This window comes from Candidatus Sphingomonas phytovorans, assembly GCA_029202385.1.
GTDB lineage: Bacteria > Pseudomonadota > Alphaproteobacteria > Sphingomonadales > Sphingomonadaceae > Sphingomonas > Sphingomonas phytovorans.
In genome coordinates, this window is sequence record CP119314.1 from 746,262 (window position 1) to 770,933 (window position 24,672).

Genomic DNA, 24,672 nt, shown 5'->3' on the forward strand with positions numbered 1-24,672 from the left:
ACGGCAGCGCAACTAGGGGGTGCCTCATCAGAACTTCGCGCGGACCCCGAACTGGAAGCGGCGGTCGACCCTGCTCCAGGAGGAGTCGCGGAAGACCGGCTTCGCGCCCGGCGTGACGGGCGAGTCGCCGAAGATCTGCTGCTGGTAGACGCTGGTTGTGTTCAGCAGGTTGCTGCCTTCGACCGACAGCTCGATATAGCGATTGACCGAGAAGCGGATCGACCCGTCGAGGAACCCGGATGCCTTCTGGAACACCGGCAGGCCGATGCAGCAGTCAAGGTTCTGGGTGAGATAGCGCGAGCGCCAGTTATAGGCGAGGCGGATACCCACCGGGCCCTTTTCGTACAGTCCAACGACGTTGAACGTGTGTTTCGAGATGCCGGCGAGCTGATGCGAGTCGATCACCGGACCTGAACCGCCGGCGGCGGGAATGCCGATGCCGACCGCGCCGACATCACCGCCTGAAGTCGCGTTGATCAGGTTCGAATTGTTGATCCCCGACTGCTGCACGAAGGTGTAGTTCAGCTGGGTTCCCAGGCCACTGAGCAGGCCGGGCAGGAAGGTGAAGAAGGTCTGGTACGAGGCTTCGAAGCCGTAAAGCTCGCCACCCTTGTCGACATTCTGCGGGCCGTTGACCTGAACGAGCTGGGTCGAGCCGTTATTGGTGAAATTGCGGAACGACTGGCCGTAGGAGATGCTGTTGCTCAGCTTCTTGTAGAAGGCGTCGATCGCGAAGGACGAACTCGCGCCCATATAGCGTTCGAACGAGATATCGAACTGGTCGGCGATCATCGGCCGCAAGGCGGCGTTGCCGGCATTGGCCTGGAAGACGAAGTTATAGCCAGTGACATTGGCCGGAATGTGCGCCGCCGTCGGCGAATTATAGACGACATAGGGCGAGTCAGCCGTGGTGTTGTACGTCGGCGCGTTGATCGCGACATAGTTGCGCAAGAAGCCGATATCTGGCCGGGAGAGTGCGCGCGAATAGGCGAAACGCACGAAGTTCTTGTCGTCGAGCCCGAAACGGACGTTGAAGCTCGGCAGCCAGTTGGTGAAGGAGCTCTTATAGGTATTGGGTGCCCCGCCGCCATTGGTGAAGTTGCGGAGCGCCTGGGTGACGTAGCAGCTCGGATTGACTACGTTGTTGCCCGAGAGCGGCGTGTTGCACGGTACGAGCTGGTCAAAAAGGTTGCTTTGGGGAAAGCCCGCAGCGCCGTCGCTATGCTCGACCGTGCGGATCACGCGGACGCCGATATTGCCGAGCACGCTGATTCCGCCGAAGATCGTCTTGTCGTTCCCGCCGAAGCGCAGCATCGCATAGGCCGCCTGCGTCTCCTCCCGAAGATGCATCACCTCTGAGGGCGTGAAGCAGTTGTCCACGGTAGCTTCGGGGCGATCGCAGATCGGGGTATAGCCGGTGCCGAGCGGCGAGTTGGTCGTCGCGCCGCTCAGGCCGTTCATCAGCGCCTGGTAGTTCGTCAGCATCGACTGGTTGACGAAGGCGAGCGACCCATTCGGGAAGACGTTGCCGTCGAACAGTCCGCCCATCGGATAGGGACCGAAGATGCCGGCGCCATAGCCCTTGAACGGGGCGTGCCCGGCGGCGCAGGCGGGATAAGCTCCGCCTGTCGTGTTGTCGGCGTTGAAGCCGGGGCCGTTGCAGTTCCAGTTCGCCGCGATTGGCGTCCAGTTGAACGTCGAATAGCGCACCGTCTGGCGACGATCGGCATAGCGCACGCCGACCTTGAGCGAGTCGAGCCAGCTGCCCTCGGCGAAATCATATTGTACGTCGCCACGGATCGCGAATTCGTCCGCGTCATTGTCCTCGACATGGCCCTGGATGAACGGGATCCAGTAATTGTGCGGGTTGGCGAGACCGCCGGCCGCATAGTTCACATTGGAGCCCGGCAGCAGCTTGACCTGCGGGGTGCCGTCCTTGTTCACGCTATAGTCGAAATTGGCGATCGAGCCGGTCGCGACGAGGATGTCGTTGTTGTAGGTCGACGCGGTGATGTGCTGGATGTCGAGATTGGCGTGGAGCCGGTCGCTGACATCCCACTGGATGTTGCCCGAAAAGTCCTTGGTGCCTTCACGATGATCGAAATCGCGCGATTCATTCTGCAGGTACAGGCCGTCGCGCAGCGTCGTGCAGTTCGATCCGGCGCCGCAATAGTTCACGAAAGGCATGCCGGGTACGGCCGAGCCTGTGTTGATCGCATCCTGGAGGCTTGAAAAGGAGCCGAGCCAGTCGCCGTGTGGCCGGGTAAGGACTCCGGATTGCAGCATGCCGTTGGGACCGAAGGACAGAGCCGGGGTGCCGTCCGCGGGGCCGAGAACGGATGATGCGCGCGGATTGTAGGAAGAGGTGTTGAAATAACCTCCGTCGAAGATCGTGTGGCTAGCGCGTTCAAGCCAGGCGTTGCGATATTGCGAATCCGTATATTGCGCCGATATGCGGAAATTGCCGGAATTGTTCTCGAACTGGCCAGCGACGACGAAGCCGTGGCGCTTGCGGTCATAATCGACCTGCGAAAAGCGGACGCCGTCGGGCGCATAGGCCCAGCCGCTGCCACCGAACGAATTGGCGGTGCACTGCGCCACGCCGTTGGAGAGGATCGCCTTGTTGTTGGCATCGACCGCGCCGGCCGAGCAATAGGTGTCGATCTTGTCCATGATCACGCTCTCGGTGCGCGTGATGACGTGCGACCAGGCATAGTCGGCGAGGATGCCGAAACGGCCGATCCCGGTTTCGAACGTGTCGCTGATCAACCCGGAGAATTCGGGCGTCCATTTACCCGAACGGTCGCCATAATTCACCCGGGCGTTGGCCGCGACGACCAGTCCCTTCTGGTCGAACGGCATGCGGGTGCGCAGGTTGACGGTGCCGGCGATACCGCCCTCGATCATCTCGGCGGTCTGGTTCTTGTACGCATCGACGCCGGCCAGCAGCTCGGGCGAGATATCGTTGAAGTTCAGACCGCGGGCTGAGTCGGCCGAGAAGCTGTCGCGCCCATTGAATTCAGTGCGGACCTGAGTGAGGCCGCGGATCAGCACGCCGGTCGGCTCGCCCGACGGGTGGGTGCTGTCATCCGCTGACTGGAGCCGGTTGACCGTGATGCCGGGCACGCGCTGAAGCGCTTCCGCCGCGGATTTGTCGGGGAACGCGCCGATGTCGGTCGCCGTGATAGAGTCGACGAAGGTGTCCGCGTTCTTCTTGATGTTCTGCGAGGTGGCGAGCGCCTGCCTGACACCGACCACGACGATGTCGCTCGCCGGAGGGGCTTCTTCGCGATCTTCGAGCGCAGTGGTTGCGGATATCTGCTGCAGCCTGGCGGTATTGTCCGATGTCTGCGCGTGCGCCGGTGCGGCGAGCCCCATCACCGTCATTGCCAGCAGCGAGGCGCTGCCCTGCAGATAGCGCTGACGCGTCGATACGATGCGATTCATCCCTCTCCCCTCTCATGGTCGCCCTGTCACGGGCCGTTGGCGCGCGATGGACGAATCCTTCGCGGCTCAATTCTATTTGCGTAAATTTGCGCAATTTTGCGCCATGCGCAAGTCGCTTCGTTGCGAAATATTTTAACCGTTGTTTATCAGTGTATTGCGCAAGAAATTGAGTAACATTCGGTCTGGATGTGCGGTAAAAATGCAACGTTGTTTCGCTTCAAGTTGAACCGAATTGCGCAGTTTGTGCAAAAGTTTGCATAGATCAGGGACTCGCTATAGGGAGGGTGCGATGAAGCCGATCCATGTGTCCGGGATGAATTCGGGAAGGCGCCAGGTACAGGGCCGGCGCGGCCAATCAGCCTTTGGAGCGCACCCGTCCCGCACGATCGGGGATGGTCAGCGCCACGGTCGCGGCAAGCGCGATCGATGCGGCGGCAAGCACCAGCGCTCGCGCAGGTTCTCCCCCCAGCAGGCGATCCACCGTCCAGCCGAGCAATGCGGCCGCGACGAGTTGCGGCAGCACCAGGAAGACATTGTGGATGCCCATATAGACGCCCATCCGGCTTGGCGGGACGGCGCTGGAAACCATGGCGTAGGGCGCGGACAGGATCGAGGCCCAGGCGCAGCCGATGCCGAGCGCCGGAATCCACAGCCAGCGCGGATCAGTGATGAGCGCGAGGCCGAGCAGCCCCGACGCGCCAAGGAACAGGCAGGCGGCATGGGCTTCGCGCCGTCCGATGCGGGCGACAAGATAGGGAAGGGCGAATGCCCCGATCGCGGCCACGCCATTGTAGAAGGCGAACATCACGCCGACCCAGTCGGCGCTGGCATTATAGGCGGCACTGGTCGGATCGGTACCCGCCCCGCTGTCCGTGGCGATGGCCGGCACGGCGTAGATCCACATCGCGAACAACCCGAACCAGGTGAAGAATTGCACGATCGCCAGCCGTCGCAGCACGTCAGGCATGTGGATGATATCGTCGACGATCTCGAGCAGGCCGGTCGGCCGGATGCCGTGCCGTGCGCTCCACGCGGTCAGCCATTGGCCGATCCCCAGCAGTCCCACGATTCCTGCGATGAGGTAGAGTTCACGGCGATACCCCTCGATCGCGGTGGCCAGCGCGATCGCGGCCGCGGCGATCACCCACAGGGCGCCGTTGCGGACAAGCGACGCCCCGCTTGTGCTCGCCCATTCGGGCCGGGCCAGGGACGCGGCATCGGCGGCGATGTTTTCGGGTGGCTGTTCGCTGGTGGTCGCGACGGTCAGTCCGACACTGGCGAGCAGCCCGACCGCGCCGATATAGAAAGCGGTTCGAAGCGAGGGCGGCAGCACACCAGGCGGCGCTTCGCTGGCCAGTCCGAACCAGTTCGACAGGACCCAGGGCATGGCGGAGGCGAACACCGCGCCCGTGCCGATGAACACGACCTGCAGCGAGAATGCTGTGGTGCGCTGATCCTCGGGGACGACATCGGCGACCAGCGCGCGGAATGGCTCCATCGCCACGTTGATCGCACCGGTGAGCAGCCACAGCACGACGCTCGCCGCCCAGACGCTCTGGACATTGGGCATCAGGACGAGCGCCACCGCGCTGACCAGCGCCCCGCCGAGCAGATAGGGGCGCCTGCGGCCAAGCGGTCCCCAGGTCCGGTCGCTCAGATGGCCGATGATCGGCTGGACCAGCAGCCCGGTGATCGGGGCCGCGATCCACAGGATCGGCAGTTCATCGAGATTGGCGCCGAGCGTCTGGAAGATGCGGCTGGTATTGACGTTCTGAAGGCCCCAGACGATCTGCACGCCGAGCAGGCCGCAGCACATATTGGCCAGCGCGATCCGCGACAGCCGTGCCTTCGCGGCCAGGGAGGACCTGACCCTCTGCTTCGCCGCTGCCCCCGCTTGCAAAGCCGCCCCTTCGGTGTCCTAAGTCTTCCTATCCTCGTTCAACCTGAGCGCAATGACCGATAACAGCAACAGCAAAACGACGCTCGAGGATCTGGCCCGACTCGCCGGCGTCTCCATCTCGACGGTGTCGCGGGCCCTCAACGATCAGCCGCTGATCAGCATGCGAACCAAGCAGCGCATCTGGGCGCTGGCGCGCGACCATAATTATCCGTTCCGCAGTTCGATGCCAACGGCACCGATCGGCGCCGAAGGATCGATCGCGATCGTGACGCCGCATATGCGGGGCAGGGCGTTGCCCTTGTCGCATCCCTTCTTCCTCGAACTGCTCGCCAGCATCGGCGAGGCGGCGCGCGCGCGCAGTTGCGACTTCACCGTGAGCCATGTCGCGCCGGCCAGCCTGGACGATCTCGTGCTGGCGACCACCACCAGCCGCGCCAGCGGGGTGATCTTCCTCGGCCAGAGCATGCTGCATGAGGAATTGAACCAGCTTGCCGGGACCAATGCCCGCTTCGTGGTGTGGGGCGCGCATATGCCGGGACAGAAATACCGCTCGATCGGGTCCGACAACCTGCTCGGCGGCCGCCGGGCGACGTCTCATCTGGCGCGGCTCGGTCGCAAGGCGATCCTGTTCATTGGCGGCAGTGATCCCGAGGCAGAGCAAAGGCGACTCGGCTATCTGGAGGCCCTCGCGGAAAATGGGATCGAGGCTGATCCGAAGCTCGTCGCGCAGGTCGAGTTCGAACTGGAATCCGCCGAAGCTGCAATCACCCGCCTGCTGCGTCGCGGGATCAGTTTCGACGGAATCGTCGCGGCCAGCGACCTTATCGCGCTCGGCGCGATCCGGGCGTTGCGCCGGGCGGGCCTGTCAGTTCCTTCCGACGTGTCGGTGGTCGGCTATGACGATATGCTGCTCAGCCGGCTCAGCACGCCCGCGCTGACCACGATCAGGCAGGACACGTTCCACGCGGGGCAATTACTGGTCGCCAGCATCCTCGAGCCAAGCCAGGACCGGTCGCCGGGTTATCTGCCAACTGAACTCATCGTTCGGGAATCCTGCGGGGGATGACGGGATCGGTGCCGGTTACGGTCACCGAATTCGGAATAAAACCTCGGTTCACCGGCGCTTTCGACCGTTTCGTCGTCGCTCTTGAATCATGACAACAATGTTATGATGTATCATTCTGCCATTGAGTCTATCGGGCCGTCCGTCGGCAAGGCTGACCGAATGATGTGAAAGGATCGCGATGAGAAGATCGGTGTTGCTCCTGGGCTGCAGCCTTGGGCTTTTGGCGGCGCCTTCGGCCTGGGCGACGGACGCGCCGACCGATCCGGCATCCGACTCGACCCCGAAGGATATCGTCGTCACCGCGCAGAAGCTGGACGCGGCGCGCGACGCCATCCTGCCGTCGCTTGGCGCGAGCGACTATAGTCTCGACCGGACCCTGCTCGAAAAGCAGCCGGGCGGCGTCGATCGCAGTCTCTCCCAGGTGCTGTTGCAGGCGCCGGGCGTCACGCTCGACAGCTATGGCTCGATCCATGTGCGCAATGAGCACGCCAATCTGCAATATCGGCTGAACGGCGTGATCGTGCCGGAGAGCATTTCGGGCTTCGGATCGACCTTCGATCCCCGCATCGCCGATTCGATCGACCTGCTCACCGGCACCTTGCCCGCGCAATATGGCTATCGCACCTCGGGCGTCGTCAGCCTGAAGACTCGGTCGGGTGCGTTCGACGATGGTGGCGATGTCGGTTTCTATGGCGGCAGCCGGGGCACATTGTTGCCAAGCGCCTCGCTCCACGGAGCGAGCGGCAACCTGAACTATTTCGTTTCGGGCAGCTATCAGGAGAATGATCTCGGCGTCGAGAACCCGATCAACACGCGCGATGCCATCCACGATCACACCCGCCAGTATCGCGCCTTCGGCTATCTCTCCGACATCCTCTCGGATACGAGCAGGCTAACCGCGTTCGGCGGCACGTCGATCGGCTATTTCCAGATCCCGAACCGCCCGGGCCAGGGCGGCGCTGGCCCCAATGGCATGAACTGGAACCTCAACGGTATCTCGGACTTCGATTCGGCGAAGCTCGACCAGAACCAGCGCGAGATCACCCATTATGGCGTGCTCGCCTATCAATATGCCGGTGGCGCGCTCAACTTCCAGGTCGCGCCTTTCGTCCGCTATTCGCAGACGCTTTTCACGCCTGACCCGCAGGGAGGCGATCTCATTCTGGCCGGTGTCGCCGACAATTCGCGGCTTTCCAGCCTGACCGCCGGGGTGCAGGCGGACGGCAGCTACAAGCTGTCCGACAGCCATATGCTGCGGTTCGGCGTATTCTTCCAGAACGAGCGAACCCGGTCGACGGTGACCTCGCGCGTGTTCCCGGTCGATGGCGACGGCAACCAGACTTCCAACGTGCCGCTCACCATCACCGATAACGGCGGACGTAATGGGCAACTCTACGGCGTCTATCTTCAGGACGAATGGTCGCTGACCCCGACCCTCACGCTCAACTATGGCGCCCGCTTCGATGCGGTCCGTGCCTATACGCGCGAGCAGCAGGTCAGCCCGCGCGTCAACATGGTCTGGAAGCCCAGCGAGGGAACCACCTTCCACCTCGGCTATGCGCGCAACTTCACGCCGCCGCCGCAGGAACTCATCGCCGCACCGACATTGGCCCTGTTCGCCGGGACGACCAAGCAGACCGAGATCACGACCGCCGACCCGGTGCGCGCCGAACGCGAGCATTATTTCGACGGCGGCGTGCAGCAGACGATCATGCCGGGGTTCAAGGTTGGGCTCGACGCCTATTACAAGATCAAGCGGAACCTGCTCGACGAGGGGCAGTTCGGGCCCTCGCTGGTGCTGTCCCCGTTCAATTATGCGAAGGGCTATGCCTGGGGCGTCGAGCTCAGCGCCAACTACACGCACGGTGCGGTCGATCTCTATGCGAACGTCGCGCGCGGCGAGGAGAAGGGCAAGGGCATCATCTCGAGCCAGTATTTCTTCGCGCCCGACGAACTTGCCTACATCGCGAACCACTACATCTTCACCGACCATTCGCAGAACTGGACTGCATCGGGCGGCGGCAGCGTCACCATCCATGACGGGATCGGCACGCTCGTGCCGACGGTCGATTTCCTCTACGGCGACGGCCTGCGCGCGGACGATCCGGCCGGCATCGTGCCCAATGGCGGCAAGCTGCCTTCCTATTTCACCGCCAATTTCGGGATCGCACAGAATCTGGATGGCCCCGGCGTGCTCAAGGGCCTTTCGGTCAGGCTCGATGTCACGAACATCTTCGACAAGAGCTATCTGATCCGCGACGGCTCCGGCGTCGGTGTCGGGGCGCCGCAATATGGGGCGCGGCGCGGCGTCTTCGCCGGAATCCGCAAGAGCTTCTGAAAAGCGTGATATCAGCGGCGCCGATTGCGCCCGAACCACATTGACCTGGAACACGACACGCAATGCACATCACTCGATCCGATCGTCTGTCGCGGCTTGACCGGCTTGGCCTCCTGCTCTCCGGCATCTGCCTGGTGCATTGCATCGGCCTGCCGATCCTCATCCTCCTGCTGCCGGCCATAGCCTTCGCCCTCCCGTCCGACGGGGTGGTGCATGCGGCGTTGATCGTCATGGTGCTGCCGGTCAGCGGCTTCGCCCTGTCGCGCGGCCTGTCAAAGCACGGAAACAGATGGGCCGCGCTTCTGGGAGTGAGCGGCCTTTTGTTTCTCGTCCTTGGGCTGGCCTTCTTCGAGTCGGAATCGGCCGAGACAATCTCGACCGTGACAGGCAGCCTGATGATCAGCCTCGCCCATATCCTCAACTGGCGGGGCCATCACCGCGCGGGGTGATCCTATTCTAGGCCGACGCTGCAGCCGGTCTGGGATCGGGCAGGAATACCGCAAGCAGGCCGATCGCCGGCAGGAAGGCGCAGATGGCGTAGACCATCTCGATGCCGGCCCGATCGGCGACCTCGCCCAGCACGGCCGCCCCGATCCCGCCCATGCCGAACGAGAAGCCGAAGAACAGGCCGGAGATCATGCCGATCTTCCCCGGCACCAGTTCCTGCGCGAAGACGACGATCGCGGGGAAGGCCGAGGCCAGGATGAGGCCGATGATCACGGTCAACGGGCCGGTCCAGAACAGGCTCACATGCGGCAGCATCAGCGTGAAGGGCAGGGCGCCAAGGATCGAGAACCAGATCACATATTTCCGCCCGAACCGGTCACCCAGCGGGCCGCCGGCGATAGTGCCGACCGCCACTGCGCCGAGAAAGGCGAAGAGGTGCAGCTGTGCGACCTCGACCGACACGCCGAAGCGGTGGATCAGGTAGAAAGTGAAGTAGCTGGTGAGGCTCGCCAGATAGACATATTTCGAGAAGATGAGGGCGAGCAGCACCGCGATGCCGCCCAGCACCTTGCCCCGCGGCAAGGTCATCCCGGCCTGCCGGCCAGCGCCGCCGCGCGACAGGCGGGCAAGGCCGTGATGGCGATACCATTGGCCGACATTCCACAGGATCGCGCAGGAGAGCAGCGCCAGCAACGCGAAGAAGGCGAGGCTGGTTTGTCCCCAACGCATCACCACGACAGCCGCCGCGAGTGGCCCAAGCGCCGAGCCGGCATTGCCGCCGACCTGGAACATCGACTGGGCAAGGCCGTGCCTGCGTCCTGCCGCCATGCGCGCGACACGGGAGGATTCAGGGTGGAAGACCGACGATCCCATGCCAAGCAGGGCTGCGCCGACCAGCAGCAGCCAATAGCTGTGCGCGCTGGACAGGACGAGCAGGCCGGCGAGCGAGAACAGCGTCCCGCCGGGCAGGGCGAGCGGGGTCGGGCGCTTGTCGGCATAGAGGCCGACCAACGGCTGCAGGATCGACGCGGTCATCTGGTAGACGAGCGTGACAAGGCCGATCTGGCTGAACGAGAGATCAAGCTCGGTCTTCAGATTGGGATAGATGGCCGGCAACAGCGACTGCATCATGTCGTTGAGCAAATGGCAGAAGCTGATCGCCACGATGATGCCGAACACCGTCGTCTCGGTGGCGGGCAAGGGCGGGGCAGCTCTGGTGGCGTTCATCGGCAAGGTCCGTCCATGAGGTCCGGGCGCTCCCTTAGACCCTCACACCATGACCCGCATTCCTGTATGGGTCTTTCGCTTTTGCGAGTGGGACAGTCTCATGCCCTGGAATAATCCTGCCCTGGTCGAGCATCTTCCCCGACCGATTGTCGCCATCGGCAATGAATATCCGCCCGCGTTCGAACTCGACTGGCACGAGCACCGGCGCGGTCAATTGCTGTATGCCGCGCGTGGCGTGGTGGTGGTGAGCACCCGGTACGGTGCGTGGGTCGCGCCGCCGGAGCGCGCCATCTGGACGCCGGGCGGCTGCAGCCATGCGGTGAGGATGGTAGGCCCGGTGAGCACGCGCAGCGTCCTGATCGAGCCGGACTCGCGTGGGTCGCTGGGGGACAGGAGCAAGGTGATCCAGGTCTCGCCGCTGCTCCGCAGTCTGTTGGAGGCGGCGTGCGACGTCGAGCCTGAATATGATGTCGACGGGCGCGATGGCATGGTGATGGCGCTTCTCCTGGAAGAACTGGCGCGCGCGCCGACCGTCCCGCTGGCCGTGCCCTTTCCCAAGACGGCCGAAATCGTGCGCAAGTGCCAGTCATTTCTCGACCGGCCGACGGCGCATGACACGATCGACCAGTGGAGCGCCGACCTGAACATGGGCCGGCGCGTCTTCACCCGCATGTTTCGACGGGAGACCGGGCTCAGCTTCGGCGCGTGGCGGCAACAGGCCTGCCTGCTCATCGCGCTGCCCAGGCTGGCCGCCGGGGAGGCGGTGACGACGATCGCGCTCGACCTCGGTTATGAAAGCCCTGCCGCGTTCTCGACGATGTTCAAGCGGTTGATCGGCGTCGCGCCCAGCCGCTATCGCATGAGCCTATGACTCTGGCGCCCATCGCGATTTGGTCGCGCGAATCTTCGGCTTCGTCGCACGAAGGGGGCTGGTCTTCCGCGCCTGCCTCAAAAGGACGGTGGCTGGTGGATGGTAGACGAGGAAATCGAATGTTGCTGCGCTCGCTTGCCATCGGCTTGACTGTGCTCGTCGTCGCGCCAGCGCATGCGGACCCCATCGACGAGATCGTCGAGCGCTACCGGACGGTCAGCCACATTCCCGGAGTCGCCGTCGCGGTCGTCGAGCGAGGAAAGGTCGAGAAGCTGCAGGCCTATGGTCTCGCCAATCTGGAATGGAGCGGGCCTGTCACGATCGACACCCCGTTTCAGACTGCCTCGGCCTCCAAGATATTCACCGGCGTGCTGATCATGCGGCTTGTCGAACAGGGGACCATCAGCCTTGATGATCCCCTGACGCGTTTCTTCCCCGATGCGCCGGAGACCTGGAGGGCGATCACCGTCCGCCATATGGCGAGTCATATGTCGGGCTTGCCGGAACAGCTCGGGCTATCGTCGTCGGCGACGCCGCAGGAATTCGTCAAGGCCGCGATGGGGCGCCCGCTGGCGTATGAGCCGGGCAGCCAGAGTCGTTATGGGTTCACCGACTTCATCGTGTTCACCGCAGCGCTGGAGAAGGCGACGGGCCTGTCCTATCCGGATCTGTTGAAGCGGGAGATTGCGACACCGCTTGGCCTGACCGGCACCGGATTCGACTTCGCGACCGATGGCGCACCGGCGAAGGAGACCGAGCTTCGACGGCGGGCGACTACCTATTACTGGGATGGCAGCCGACAGTTCGAGGACCGCTTCCTCTATCCCATCCATGGTTACGCGGCGGGCGGGATCTTCAGTTCAGCGCGTGATCTCGCTGCTCTCTTCGCTGCGATCGATGACGGACAATTCCTGAAGCCAGAGAGCTTCAAGCTCCTGACAACGCCAGCACCTCTGAAGGACGGTCGGCCGGGTGAGTTCGCCATCGGCTGGACCGCCAGCGTATATCGCGGCGAACCAGTGTACGGACACAGTGGAGGTCCGGCCCTCGCCGATATCATGTATGTGCCCCGTCGCGACATGACCATCGTCGCCCTTGGAAACCAACGGCGGTTCTTTCCTCTGCTGGCTCAATCTATTGCTGATACCCGGCTGCCGGCGCCGCTGCCGCGACGGGCCATTCGCGACCGGAACCCCGCGCTGACACGCACAGTGCGATCAGTGCTGACGCAGGCGGGGGGAGGAGCGCCTGAGGCAGCGTCGTTCAACGCGGAAGGCGCCGGCGCCCGGGATTTCCTGAGCCATTTCGGTGGTGCCCTGTTGACCGCGGTCGGCCCCATCCAGTCCATCGAGGCCTTGTCCGAGGCAATCCTCGGCACTGACGTTCGGCGCAGCTACCGGATCCGCTTCGAGAGCCGCGACATGGTGTGGGTCGCGCGCACGGATCGAGGGGGCCTGATCGCCGAACTGCGGCCGGGCGGAGATAACGAGTAGAGCACGACTGCTGCCCTGCATGGGCGACACCGCGCGACAGGAAGTATCTTCCTGTACAAATATTCAAAATGTGGTATTTGGCGATCCGGTCCGGATTCTCGGCAATAGCCACGATCCATGCAGGGGGCGTGATTTCTCGTACGATGGACGACGAATTCCGTTGGAAGGGAAGTATTGAATCCGATTTGCCCCTGGCGTCAGACTTTAGGCGTAGCTGGAACCGCGTTTCACACCGGCTCGACAATGATGGCGAGGGTGATCGGGCCGGGATAGAGTTTCGGTATATCCTGGATTGCCTGTGAGGCAGGGTCGAATTCCACGGGACAAAACGTTGCGACAGGCAAGCTATTTACCGCAAGGTACGTTATTGGCCTGGCTCTCTGGTCTGACAGGGCGGTTGGGTGCCAGGGCTCGCAACGTGGGCGGGCGTGCCGGGTGCTTTGCTGGAAGGGGATGAGTGTAATCGTGGCATCGACCAAGCCTGCTGTCCCTCAGCAGTCGCACCAGAACGAACAGGCCAGGCAGGGAAGCCGGTCGGCACGGACCAAGGCAAGAATCGCGGATGCCGTTATTACGGTACTTGCCGAGGCGGGGTCGAGCAGGTTGACTCATCGCCTCGTCGCGGCTGCCGCGGGCGTGCCGCTTGCTGCAACGACATATCACTACGCAACCAAGCGCGACATGATTGCCGACGCATCCAGCCGCCTGCTCGATGGCTATGTCCGGTCGTTTCGGCGTGCGGCGGAGCGGCAGCGGCGCGGGGACGGCGTCGCGACCGATCTTGCCGGTTTCGCGACCAGGCTTCTCTCCAACGCCACCGGCCGCCACCGCAAATCAGCTTTGGCCTGGTGCGAGATCATCCTCGATGCCGCGCGGAGCACCGAGGGGCATGTGCTGGCGGACGCCTGGTTTCGCGAGCTGCTTACGGTGTGGAACGATCTCGCCGACGCGATGGGTGGGGAGCGTAACGACCACGCCGTCGAGTCGGCGATCGACACCGTCATCGGCTTGTTGTTCATCACGCTGCCGCTCGACCTGACCTCCGCGCAGTTGGGGGCGGTGCTTACCGGCGGGGCCGATCCGGCCTTGGAATGGGCGCCACTGAGCGCGCCTCAGGTCAGTGACGTGCCTTCGCCCACGCGGCGGACCAACAAGGCGCGCGAAACGCGGGAGCGGATCCTGGACGGCGCGATCGAGGTGCTCATCGCGCAGGGCGCGGGCGCCATCACCTATAATGCGGTCGCGGCGCAGAGCGCCCTGACCACGGCCGCGCCGGCCTATCATTTCGGCTCGATCGAAGGGTTGCTCAAAGCGGCCGAGGGCGAGCTCTTCGCGCGTTCCAAGGGCCGGTATCGGGACATGGTGACGTCGGCCCAGGTTGTTGGGCCGCCACTTGATGTCCTGGCCGACATGACAGCCGCCGTCTTCGTTCGCGAAGTCACCCAGCATGGCCGGGCAGCGATCGCGATCTATTCGATCGGCCTCGAATCGTCGCGGCGACTCGAGCTTCGGCCCGCCGTCTGGGATGTCGTCATGGACCAGACAAAGGCGTGGAAGCGCCGGCTGGAGCTGCTGGGCCCCACGGCCAGCCCGTTCGACGCGATGCGGATGCAGGCAGTCTTCATCGGCAAGCAAATCCGGGCACTTTCAACAGGTTCCCCGCTTGCGCGCCTGGCCCTCGCCCGGGGTGAGTTCAAGAGCGAGATCGTCGCGATTATCGACAATACCAAATAACGGTACATTCTTTTAAAAATATTGACGGGGGCTTTCTGTGCCCCTACTGCCCCTCCTGCAAGCCGCCGCGACGAGCGGGCTGCGTCCGGAGAAGCGAAGGCGTTGGCCTCGCTAGGTCTCCGGGCGAACAGGCGTCCGCCAGTGGCGCATCGGGGAGGATGAAATGACGGGCGATTTTTCAGCACTTGGTGTTTTGGGGTTGCGGTCGTTGCGCCTGGGCGTTTCGGTCGCCGCGCTGACGAGCGGGCTTGTCTGCGGAGGCCTAGCTCACGCCCAGACCAACCAGTCGTCCGCTCCGGCTGCTTCGCAGTCGCGGGTCGATCCGGTCTCGGGGCGGCAGCTCGATCCCGAAGGCGAGGTCGATGTGGCATCGCAGGAAGCCGATATCGTGGTCACCGGCACGCTGCTGCGCGGTGTCGCGCCGACCGGCACCAACGTGATCGCGGTGACTCGTGACGATGTCCTCGCCACAGGCGCCGCGTCGTCGAACGACCTGCTGTCCTCGATACCGCAGGTCGGCAGCTTCGGAACGGTGCCCTCCGGAACGGCGAGCTTCGCCAGCCCCGTGGTGCGCCCCAATATCCGCAACCTGGGCGCGTCGGGTGGCGTGACGACCCTGGTCCTGGTCAACGGCCATCGCATGGTCGGCGCCGGCGTGCTCCAGACCACGTTCGATCCTTCGGCGATTCCGCCCGACATCATCGAGCGTGTCGAAGTCGTGCCCGATGGCGGCTCGGCGATTTACGGCTCGGATGCGATCGGCGGCGTGATCAACTTCATCACCCGCAAGCGCTTCAACGGCGTCGGGGCAAACGCCCGCTACAGCTTCGCCGACGATTATCGCGGCGTGGACGGCAATCTGACCGTCGGCCGCGACTGGGGCAGCGGGTCGCTCTTCGTGTCCTATGCCTATGCCTGGCACGACAATATCCTCGGCATCGATCGCGACTATGTCCATGCCGACAACAGGGCGAAGGGCGGCACCGATTTCCGGACCACCACCTGCGCGCCGGGCACCATCACCGCCGGCGGGATCAGCTATGCGCTGCCCGGGCTCGTGCCGAACACGAGCAACCTGTGCGACAGCAACGCCTATGCCGACATCTATCCGCGCGAGCAGCGTCATTCGGTCTATGCGGGGCTGACCCAGAAGCTGAACGACAATGTCGATTTCCAGGCGACTGCCTATTGGTCGCGGCGCGACACGACCACGCTCAGTTCGCAATCGGGCTTCACCGGCTCGATCCTGTTCACCAATCCCTATTTCCGTCCGATCGGCCTTTCGCCGATCCAGGGGGTCGCGCTGTCGTTTGCCGATGTGTTCGGCAAGAGCGCGACCAGCAAAGCGCGGTTCGACTCCTATGGCGTGACGCCAAGCTTCACGGTCGGGCTTGGCGGCAACTGGCAGCTTCGCGCGCAGGCGAACTTCGGCGAGAGCTACAATGTGGTGCGCGAGCAGACCATCAACTCGGCCGCCGCGACGGTTGCGCTGGCGGGAACGACGACTGCCACTGCGCTCAACCCGTACAATCTTGCGGCGACCAACCCGGCGGTGCTGGCGACGATCGCCGATTTCGAGAATTTCGGCGATGCCACCCAGGCCCTTGCCGAAGGTCGGCTCGTTCTGGACGGCTCATTGGCTACATTGCCCGGTGGTGACATCCGGCTTGCGGTCGGCGCTGAATATCATTTCGAGCAGCTCGATTCCCGCATCTCGCAGGACCGGCGCAACGTCTTCACCAACGCGATCAATTCGTCGTCCAATCGCGACGTGAAGTCGGTCTTCGCCGAACTGCTCGTGCCCGTTTTCGGGGCGGGTAATGGTGGGCCGGGCATGCGCAGCCTGCAGATTTCGGGCTCGATTCGTCATGACGACTATAGCGATGTCGGGGGCACGACGAACCCGAAGGTCGGCATCAGCTACAAGCCGTTCGACGACTTCACGCTGCGCGGCAATTACGGCACCTCCTTCCACGCCCCGAGCCTTGCCGATACGACGAGCACTGCCGACTCGCGGGTGCAGGTCTTCCTGTTCAGCCCCTATCGCGCGGCCAACAGCTCGCCGCTCGACATCCTGCGTCCGATGATCGTCATCGCCGGCGGCAATCCGGACCTGAGGCCGGAGAAGGCCAAGACCTGGTCGGTCGGTTTCGACTGGGTGCCGAAGGCAGTGCCGGGCCTCGTCGCGAGCGCGACCTATTGGAACGTCCGCTTCACCGATGGGATCACGGTACCGCCGATCACCTCCCCGGTGCTTTATTCCGACCCGAATTATGCCAGCTTTTATATCCTGAGCCCGACCCTGGCCCAGGCCCAGGCAGCGGCGGGCAACCTGATCGTCACCGGCGCGCCGAATCTCGCCAGCCTCTATCTCGGCGGCACGACACCCTATGTGCTGTTCAACGCGCGGCGCACCAACCTTGCGTCGATCCATACCGACGGCATCGACTTCAATGTCGGCTATACACGTGAGACGGGTTTCGGCTCGATCAACGCGAACGTCTCGGGCACCTATACGTTGAACCGCGAATCGTCCGCGGTGGCGGGTGGACCATTCAGCGACGAGCTGAAGAACGGTGTCGGGCGTACCACGCTTGTCGCGGCCGTTGGTGCCCGTGTCGGTGACCTGACCGGGCGGGCGACGCTAAACTATCGCGGCGGCTATCCTATCCTCGGCCTTCTCACTCAAAACCATGTCTCGTCGTTCAAGACAGTCGATCTGTTCCTCAGCTACGATCTCGGCAAGCTGCTCAAGAACACGTTGCTGACCCTCAACGTCGACAATATCTTCGATCAGGACCCGCCCTATCTCAACAGTGCCAGTGGTTATACCAATGGCAGCACGCTCGGGCGGCTGGTCTCGCTCGGCATCCGTACCAAATTCTAGGAACAAGCCTTTGCTGGTGTCGAGGACCTGGACGGAACGGACGGAAAGCGGCTCGCAGGTGGGCCGCTTTCCACTCCTTTTGCTGGCGACATTCTCGCTTGTCTGGCTGATTCAGCCGGCACTTGGGGAACCGGACACCACACCTTCCACACTGAAGGTCGAATATACCGACGCCCCGCTCGGGCTGGACGAGCCGGCGCCTCGCCTGGCGTGGCGTTCTCCTGTAGCGCGGCAGACCGCCTATCGGATTCGCGTCGCTACATCTCCGCAGGCGCTGGAAAAGGGCGATCTCGCCTGGGACAGCGGCAAGGTCGCGTCTGGGGAGAGCACGCAGATTGCTTATGCCGGCCTCCCGCCAAAGGCTCGCCAGCGTTATTGGTGGCAGGTGCAGGTCTGGGATGGCGACGATCGCGCGAGCGGCTGGAGCACGCCCGGCTGGTGGGAGATGGGCCTGCTTGCACCGGCCGACTGGAGCGCGCGGTGGATATCCGGTCCCGAGCGCCGGGATCATGACTGGAGCGACGTCACCCTCGACGTCGATCTCACGCTCACCGGCAATGCCGTCGATCTCCTGTTTCGTGCGCTGCCCCACGGCAAGAGCTATGGCGACGCCTATGTCTGGACGTTGAGCGACGGCAAGGATGGACCCGTCCTGACCGAGGCGGTGCGCACCTATCCCGGGGGCACCAGTTCCGCCGTCAAGACGGAGGTGCTCAAGCGCGTGCCGCTGACGGTGCCGCTAAAGGGGCAGCGGCATCGACTCACCGTGCGCACAAAGGGCACCCAGATTGTCACCAGCCTTGACGGCCGGACGATCGATACCCTCGAAGATCGTACGCACGGGCACGGCACGATCGGTTTCAGCGCTCGGGAAGAGCGCGCGGCGGTGATCCACGCCGTCGCTGTTTCCGGAAGCGGCAGCCCACCGGCTCGTGCTGATTTCGCGCGCAACGACAACCCGTTCACTGGCGGCAGCGTTTCGGCCGAAGGGCTGGTCGTGGCCAGTGGCGTGAAGAATGTAGACCTGGTCTTGCCGATCGAGGCACCGGCGCCGCTTGTCCGGCGTGCCTTCGGCGTTTCGGCCAAACCCGTCCTTCGCGCGCGGCTCTATCTGGCCGGCGCCGGCATGCCGCGCATGATGTTGAACGGGACGATGGTTGGCTCGCCGCTGGGCGCCGGCTTCACCGCCTATGACAAGCGCGTGCTCTCCTACACGCACGACGTGACCGCGCTGTTGCGGCCCGGGCAGAACGTGCTGGGCGCCGAGCTCGGCCGTGGCTGGTACGGGCTGACCGATCCGAACGAATGGTATTTCCATGTCGCGCCCTGGCATGCCGAGCCTGCGCTGAAGGCACAGCTGGAAATCACCTACACCGACGGCACGACCCAGACGGTCGCGACGGGAGCCGACTGGCAGACGATATCGGGCCCGACCGTCAGTGATTCAGTCCATCGCGGCGAACGCTATGATGCAAGGCTGCTGCCTGCCGATTGGGATAAGCCGGGCTTTCGATCGAACCGCTGGAGTGCCGCGCGGATCGTCACGGGGCCGACCGGTGTCCTGGTGGCCGCCAATTCAGAACCGATCGAACCGGTGCAGTCCATCGCGGCGGCAACGATCAAGCAGGCGGCGCCCGGCGTCTGGGTCTATGATTTTGGCCGGATCGTCGCTGGTCGGCCCGTGCTGGACGCGGAGGGACCGCGTGGCGCGACTGTATCGATGGTCGCGGGCGAACAGATCGGTCCCGATGGACTGGTCATCCCGGCATCCGGGCTGATCGATGCGCAGCTCCAAACGGACCGCTACACGCTTGCCGGCACGGGCCGCGAGCATTGGGAACCGAGCTTCGGCTATCGCGGCTTCCGTTACATCCAGCTCGATGGATTCCCCGGTACGCCGACCGCAGCGACGCTGAGTGCGCGTGTGGTGCATTCGGCGGTCGCGAAGACCGGCAGCTTCGCCAGCGCCGACCCGCTGCTGAAGCGCATCGATGCAGCCGGCACCGCGACGATCCTCAACAACATGCACGGCTTCCAGACCGATACGCCGACTTATGAGAAGAATGGCTGGACCGGCGATGCCCAGGCCTCGGCAGGTGCGGCGGTGCGCAGCCTGGATGTCGCGCGGGTCTGGACCAAATGGCTCGGCGACTTCCGTGACTCGCAGTCGCCCAAGGGAGAGATACCCGAGATCGTGCCGGCCACGCCTTATTACGGCTATGAGGACACGCCAGGCTGGAATCTCATCTGGGGCCCCACGACGCCCTGGGACGTGGCGGCGATGATCCTGCCCTGGGAACTCTACACGACCTATGGCGACACGCGCATTCTCGCGCGCAATCACGACATGCAGCGCCGTCTGGTCGATTACACGGCGACCGTCATCAAGGCGCCCGATTATTACCGCGCGAAAGGCCTGAGCGAATGGTCGCCGCCGGGGAGCATGGACTTTTTCAACGCGCGCGGCGGCGGCATCGATGCGGTGACCACGGCTTATTTCTTCCACGAGGCGGATGTGTTGGCGACGTCATCCGGGATCATTGGCGAGGCGCAGGATGCAGCCCGCTACCGGGCCCTCGCGGACGCGATCCGCAAAGCCTATAATGCGCGCTACTGGGACGACGCGAACGGCTGGTACCGGACGATCGACGCAAAGGGCGTGGCGGGCGTGCCGCTGCAGATCCAGAATGTGCTGGCGCTGGCTTTCGGCATGGCGCCGAAGGGCCGGGAGCAGGGCGTCGCCGATACGATCGCCCGCGACGTGGAGAAGCAGGGGCTGCGCACGGGCGTATATGGCACGCGCTACGTGCTTGAGGTGCTCAGCGACCATGGCCATGCCGATCTCGCCTATCGCGTGGCGACCCGCACCGACGAACCGAGCTGGGGCTGGTGGATCGCCAACGGCAATTCGACGATGTTCGAAAGCTGGGGCCTCGGCAGCCGTTCCCGCGACCATCATTATTTCGCATCGATCGGTGACTGGATGCGCCAGCGGCTGGCTGGCCTGAGGCCGGGCGCGCCGGGGTACAAGGTCGTGCTGGTCAAGCCGGCGATCCCGGACGGGCTCGCCAGCGCCGAGGCAGCGATGGAAACCGCTTATGGGCGCGCCGCGACGCAGTGGCGGGTCGAGCAGGGCAGGCTTGTTCTGCGGGCCGAGGTGCCGCCAAACGCAGGCGGGGAGATCTGGGTGCCGACTCGTTTCGGCGCCATCGCTGCCCCGGCCGGTGCGACGCTGGCCCGACAAGAGACGGGATATTCGGTCTATCGGACCGGCCCCGGAATTCACGAATTCCATGGAGGAGACGCGCGATGATCCGTCCACTGATCGGGCTTGCTCTTCTGGCGGCGGCGTCGTCGGCAGTGGCGCAGGAGGTCCGCACCGACTCCGGGCCGGTCCGCGGTGTTGGGGTCGAAAAGGTGGTGGCCTTCAAAGGCATCCCCTACGCGGCGGCTCCCACGGGGGACCTGCGCTGGCGGGCGCCCGCCGCGCCGGCACCCTGGAGCCAAAGCCGGGACGGATCGAGTTTCGGGGCGGATTGCCCACAAAATGCGCTTGCCGGTGTCACCGGCAGCGGTCAGCCGAGTAGCGAGGATTGCCTGTTCCTCAATGTCTGGACGCCCAGGCCGGTGGCGGGCGGCAAGCTTCCGGTGATGGTATGGATCCATGGCGGGGGCTTCGTCAGCGGATCGAGCGCGCTGGCCGAGACTGATGGTGCTAGGCTGGCCGGGCAGGGCGTGGTGCTGGTCAGCTTCAACTATCGGCTGGGCCGGCTCGGCTTCTTCGCGCATCCGGCGCTCACTGCCGAGGCTGCGGGGAAGCCCACCGGAAACTGGGGCCTGATGGACCAGATCGCGGCGTTGCAATGGGTGCGAAGGAATATCGCTGCCTTTGGCGGCGATCCGGCGAACGTCACGATCTTCGGCGAATCCGCGGGGGGTGAATCGGTCTCCAGGCTGATGGCATCGCCTGTCGCGGCGGGCCTGTTCGCCAAGGCGATTTCGGCCTCGGGCGGCGGCCGCGACAAATGGCCGGTGCTTGCGGCTGCGGAGGCGAAGGGAAGCCTTTTCGCTCCAGGCGCGACTGTAGCGGCGTTGCGTGCCCTGCCGGTTGCGACCGTGCTCGGTGGCATCAACATGCTGAGCAAGGAGGAGGATCGCTATTCGGGTCCGATGACCGATGGGGCGATCGTGACCGGCGACGTCGATCGCCTGTTCGCTGAGGGCAAGCAGGCACATATCCCGTATATCGTCGGCAACAATGACGACGAACTCGGTTTCGTGCCGGCGGCCTTCCTCCCGATGGTGAACGCGCCGGCGCTGGCCGGATTGGGGGCAGGGGCCGCCGCGGTGACGGGGGCCTATGGTTCGCCGGAAAAGGCCCAGCGCCATGTCGCCGCCGATATCATGTTCAGCGAGCCGGCCCTGGCCCTCGCGCTCCGCCATGCAAAGGCGGGATCGCCGACCTGGCTTTATCGCTTCGGCTATGTCGCGGAAGCGAAACGGAAAGACGGTATCGGCGCTGGCCATGCGACCGACGTGATTTTCCAGTTCGGCAATCTGGCGAAGGGCGATGTCGCGCCCAGCGCCGCCGACCAGGCCGCGGCTGGCCTGTTCGCGAGTTACTGGACCAATTTTGCCAGGACCGGCGATCCGAACGGGAAAGGGATTCCCGCCTGGGGACGGGTCGATGCCAGGACGCCGAGCATGATCGAGATCGGGATCGGCGGCACCCGGATGGTGCCGGCATCAAGCCCGGTGCTCAGCGCCATCGCTACCGCTCGCGATTCCGCCAAGTGAAGGTATTCGATATGCGCCGCCTGCTTGTCCTGTTCGCCCTGCTTTCGGTGACCGCTTCGGGGGACGCCCAGGACGTCGTCCGCCTTCGGGCGGGCACCCCTGCGACGCCCCAGGCGGAGGTGACGGAGACCCGCTTTCCGTTCGGCAAGATCGTCCGCAATGTCTCCGATGCGACGCTCACCGCCTATCTCCCCGATCCGGCGATCGCGACCGGCACGGCGGTGATCGTCGCGCCGGGCGGCGGCTTTCACATGCTGTCGATCGAGAGTGAGGGCGCTGCGGTGGCGCGCTGGCTGAACAGCATGGGCGTCGCTGCCTTCGTGCTGAAATATCACCTGGTGCAGACCGATGACGGATTTGTGCCGCGCTTCTTTCAGCTTCTGACTCATCTTCCGGAGCTGGCCGCGGTGGTCAAGCCGGTGCGCCCGGCAGCGACCGCCGATGGCGAGGCCGCGGTCCGCTATGTGCGCGCGAACGCCGCACGCTATGGCGTGAAACCCAACCGCATCGGCATGCTTGGCTTCTCCGCGGGCGGGGCGGTGACGGTATGGACGATGCTGGCCAATCATCCCGCCAGCCGACCGGACTTTGCCGCGACCATCTATCCCGGTCTGTTGCCTGATCCGATCGCCGCGCCGAAAAAGGCGCCGCCCCTGTTCGTGCTGGTCGCCGATGACGACGCGATCGCGCGGGGGGACAGCGGCCGGCTCGAGGCTGCGTGGCGCGCCAGCGGGGCAAGTACCGAATTCGTGACGTACCCCAAGGGCGGCCATGGCTTCGGCATGGAGACCAAGGGCAAGCCGACCGACGAATGGACGGCGCGGATGCGCGCCTGGATGCAATCTCAGGGAGTGTTGACCAAATGAGCGATCTTGTCCGGTACGGCTCGCTTGGAGCCTTCGCGCTGCTGGCCGGTTGCGCCGCGCGCGACAATGCCCCGCCCGCGATCGCGGTGCAGAAGGTGGCGACGTGTGAGGCGCTTGTCGGCCTGCCGCTCGGCAATGTGCGGATCGACACGGCGGTGCCGGTCGCCAAGGGAGCTACGGTTTCCACTGACGCGGGCAAGCCCGGTTTGCCGGCGGCGGGTGCCTTTTGCCGGGTCCAGGCGACGCTGACCCCGGTGAAGGGATCGTCGATCAAGGTCGAGGTCTGGCTTCCCGAGCGCGCCGCGTGGAACGGTAAGCTGCTCGGTGCCGGCAATGGCGGGTTCGGGAGCAACCTGACCGTGCCCTCGCTGCTGATGCGGGGCGGGGTCGAGAAGGGCTATGCCTCGGTCGGCACTGACATGGGGCATTTCGGCGAGAGCGACGTCGACGGGAAATGGGCGCTGAATGCGCCGGAAAAGATCAAGGATTTCGGCTGGCGGGCCAATCATCTGGCGGCCGAGACGGCAAAGAAGGTAGTCGCTGCCTATTACGCGACGCCGCTTGCCGCGAGCTATTTCCATGGCTGTTCGGACGGCGGCCGCGAAGCGCTGATGGAGGCGCAGCGTTATCCGGACGACTATGACGCGATCCTCGCCGGTGCCCCGGCCATCCCCTGGACCCGGATGGCCAGCGCCTTTGCGATGGATCACCTGGCAGTATTCGGCCGTGCCGAATCCAGCATTCCGAACCCCAAGCTCAAGCTGCTGCAGGCCGCCTCGCTGGCGAAATGCGACAAGCTCGATGGCGTGGCAGACGGGGTGATCGATGATCCGCGTCAGTGCCGGTTCGATCCGGTGGTGCTTCAGTGCAAGGCCGGCGATGGGCCCGATTGCCTGACGGCGCCCCAGGTGGAGGCGGTGCGCGCGCTGTATCGCGGCCCGGTCGGTACGGACGGCAAACCCTTCTATTTCGGGACCCAGCCCGGCGCCGAGGCATTTGCCGGGACCTGGGATTTGTGGCTGACCGGTCCTGCGGCGCAGCACGGCAAGTTCTCGACCGAGTTCATGCGCTATATGGTTCATTCGAATCCGGACTGGCAGGTCTCCAGTTTCGATCTGGCGCGCGACTATCCGCTGGCGAAGCGGTTGCAGAGCGAGAATCTCGATGCCGACAATCCCGATCTGCGGGGTTTCTTCCGCCACGGCGGCAAGCTGATCCTCTATCATGGCTGGCAGGATGCGGCGATCCCGCCGGAGAACACGATCGACTATTATCGCCGTGTGCAGCGGGCCAATCCCGCTGATGCCGCCAAGTCGACGCGACTGTTCATGGTGCCGGGGATGTCGCATTGCCTGACAGGCCCTGGCCCCAATGTGTTCGACGCGCTCGGTACCCTCGATGCCTGGCGGCAGGGTGGGGCAGCGCCGGAGCGGATGACCGCCACCAAGTTCGACAATGATCTGTTCGCGTATCTCGGTCTGCCGGCCAAGCCGATCCGGACCCGGCCGCTCTGCGCCTTTCCCAAGGTGGCGCGCTGGAACGGCACGGGCTCGACCGACGATGCGGCGAACTTCAGCTGTTCGGCGCCGAGCAGCTGAT

General features: G+C 64.4%; 14 protein-coding genes. 11 read left to right on the top strand and 3 right to left on the bottom strand.

What is annotated here, in order from left to right:
- Positions 1-27: 27 nt before the first annotated feature.
- Together P0Y59_03670 and P0Y59_03675 are read right to left on the bottom strand one after the other, a co-directional pair.
- Positions 28-3,447, bottom strand: coding sequence for a TonB-dependent receptor (locus tag P0Y59_03670; protein ID WEK00807.1), 3,420 nt, complete (start codon positions 3,445-3,447; stop codon positions 28-30).
- Positions 3,448-3,802: 355 nt separating this feature from the next.
- Positions 3,803-5,347, bottom strand: a complete 1,545-nt coding sequence (locus P0Y59_03675; GenBank protein ID WEK00808.1) for an MFS transporter — start codon at positions 5,345-5,347, stop codon at positions 3,803-3,805.
- Between the two features lie 52 nt (positions 5,348-5,399).
- On the opposite strand from P0Y59_03675, the gene P0Y59_03680 reads away from it, so the two are divergent.
- The 3 genes from P0Y59_03680 to P0Y59_03690 all read left to right on the top strand — a co-directional run bounded on the left by P0Y59_03680 (position 5,400) and on the right by P0Y59_03690 (position 9,200).
- Positions 5,400-6,413 carry a substrate-binding domain-containing protein gene (locus P0Y59_03680; protein WEK00809.1) on the top strand — a complete coding sequence of 338 codons (1,014 nt, stop codon included), beginning with the start codon at positions 5,400-5,402 and terminating at the stop codon, positions 6,411-6,413.
- Between the two features lie 178 nt (positions 6,414-6,591).
- Positions 6,592-8,751 carry a TonB-dependent receptor gene (locus P0Y59_03685; GenBank protein ID WEK00810.1) on the top strand — a complete coding sequence of 720 codons (2,160 nt, stop codon included), beginning with the start codon at positions 6,592-6,594 and terminating at the stop codon, positions 8,749-8,751.
- Between the two features lie 62 nt (positions 8,752-8,813).
- Positions 8,814-9,200 carry a MerC domain-containing protein gene (locus P0Y59_03690; GenBank protein ID WEK00811.1) on the top strand — a complete coding sequence of 129 codons (387 nt, stop codon included), beginning with the start codon at positions 8,814-8,816 and terminating at the stop codon, positions 9,198-9,200.
- A gap of 7 nt (positions 9,201-9,207) precedes the next feature.
- On the opposite strand, the gene P0Y59_03695 is transcribed toward P0Y59_03690, so the two are convergent.
- Positions 9,208-10,425, bottom strand: a complete 1,218-nt coding sequence (locus P0Y59_03695) for an MFS transporter (GenBank protein WEK00812.1) — start codon at positions 10,423-10,425, stop codon at positions 9,208-9,210.
- Positions 10,426-10,474: 49 nt separating this feature from the next.
- Between P0Y59_03695 and P0Y59_03700 the strand changes: the two genes are divergently transcribed.
- The 8 genes from P0Y59_03700 (at position 10,475) to P0Y59_03735 (ending at position 24,671) form a co-directional block, all read left to right on the top strand.
- Complete coding sequence (locus P0Y59_03700; protein ID WEK00813.1) at positions 10,475-11,296, top strand: helix-turn-helix transcriptional regulator; 822 nt, start codon at positions 10,475-10,477, stop codon at positions 11,294-11,296.
- A 119-nt stretch (positions 11,297-11,415) separates the two neighbouring features.
- Positions 11,416-12,789: a serine hydrolase gene (locus tag P0Y59_03705; protein ID WEK00814.1), complete on the top strand. Its 1,374-nt coding sequence runs from the start codon at positions 11,416-11,418 to the stop codon at positions 12,787-12,789.
- A gap of 465 nt (positions 12,790-13,254) precedes the next feature.
- Entirely contained in the window at positions 13,255-14,523 is a 1,269-nt protein-coding gene (locus tag P0Y59_03710; GenBank protein ID WEK00815.1) for a TetR family transcriptional regulator, read from the top strand.
- Between the two features lie 163 nt (positions 14,524-14,686).
- The gene (locus P0Y59_03715; GenBank protein ID WEK00816.1) at positions 14,687-17,410 is read left to right on the top strand and encodes a TonB-dependent receptor; all 2,724 of its coding nucleotides are present in this window, start codon (positions 14,687-14,689) and stop codon (positions 17,408-17,410) included.
- A 58-nt stretch (positions 17,411-17,468) separates the two neighbouring features.
- On the top strand, positions 17,469-20,723 hold the full coding sequence (locus P0Y59_03720) for a family 78 glycoside hydrolase catalytic domain (protein ID WEK00817.1): 3,255 nt from the start codon (positions 17,469-17,471) through the stop codon (positions 20,721-20,723).
- Positions 20,720-22,207 carry a carboxylesterase family protein gene (locus tag P0Y59_03725; protein WEK00818.1) on the top strand — a complete coding sequence of 496 codons (1,488 nt, stop codon included), beginning with the start codon at positions 20,720-20,722 and terminating at the stop codon, positions 22,205-22,207. Before P0Y59_03720 ends, P0Y59_03725 begins: the two co-directional genes overlap by 4 nt.
- The gene (locus P0Y59_03730; GenBank protein WEK00819.1) at positions 22,204-23,073 is read left to right on the top strand and encodes an alpha/beta hydrolase; all 870 of its coding nucleotides are present in this window, start codon (positions 22,204-22,206) and stop codon (positions 23,071-23,073) included. The genes P0Y59_03725 and P0Y59_03730 overlap by 4 nt, the downstream gene beginning before the upstream one ends.
- Complete coding sequence (locus P0Y59_03735) at positions 23,070-24,671, top strand: tannase/feruloyl esterase family alpha/beta hydrolase (GenBank protein WEK00820.1); 1,602 nt, start codon at positions 23,070-23,072, stop codon at positions 24,669-24,671. The genes P0Y59_03730 and P0Y59_03735 overlap by 4 nt, the downstream gene beginning before the upstream one ends.
- The last annotated feature ends 1 nt before the right edge of the window (position 24,672 follow it).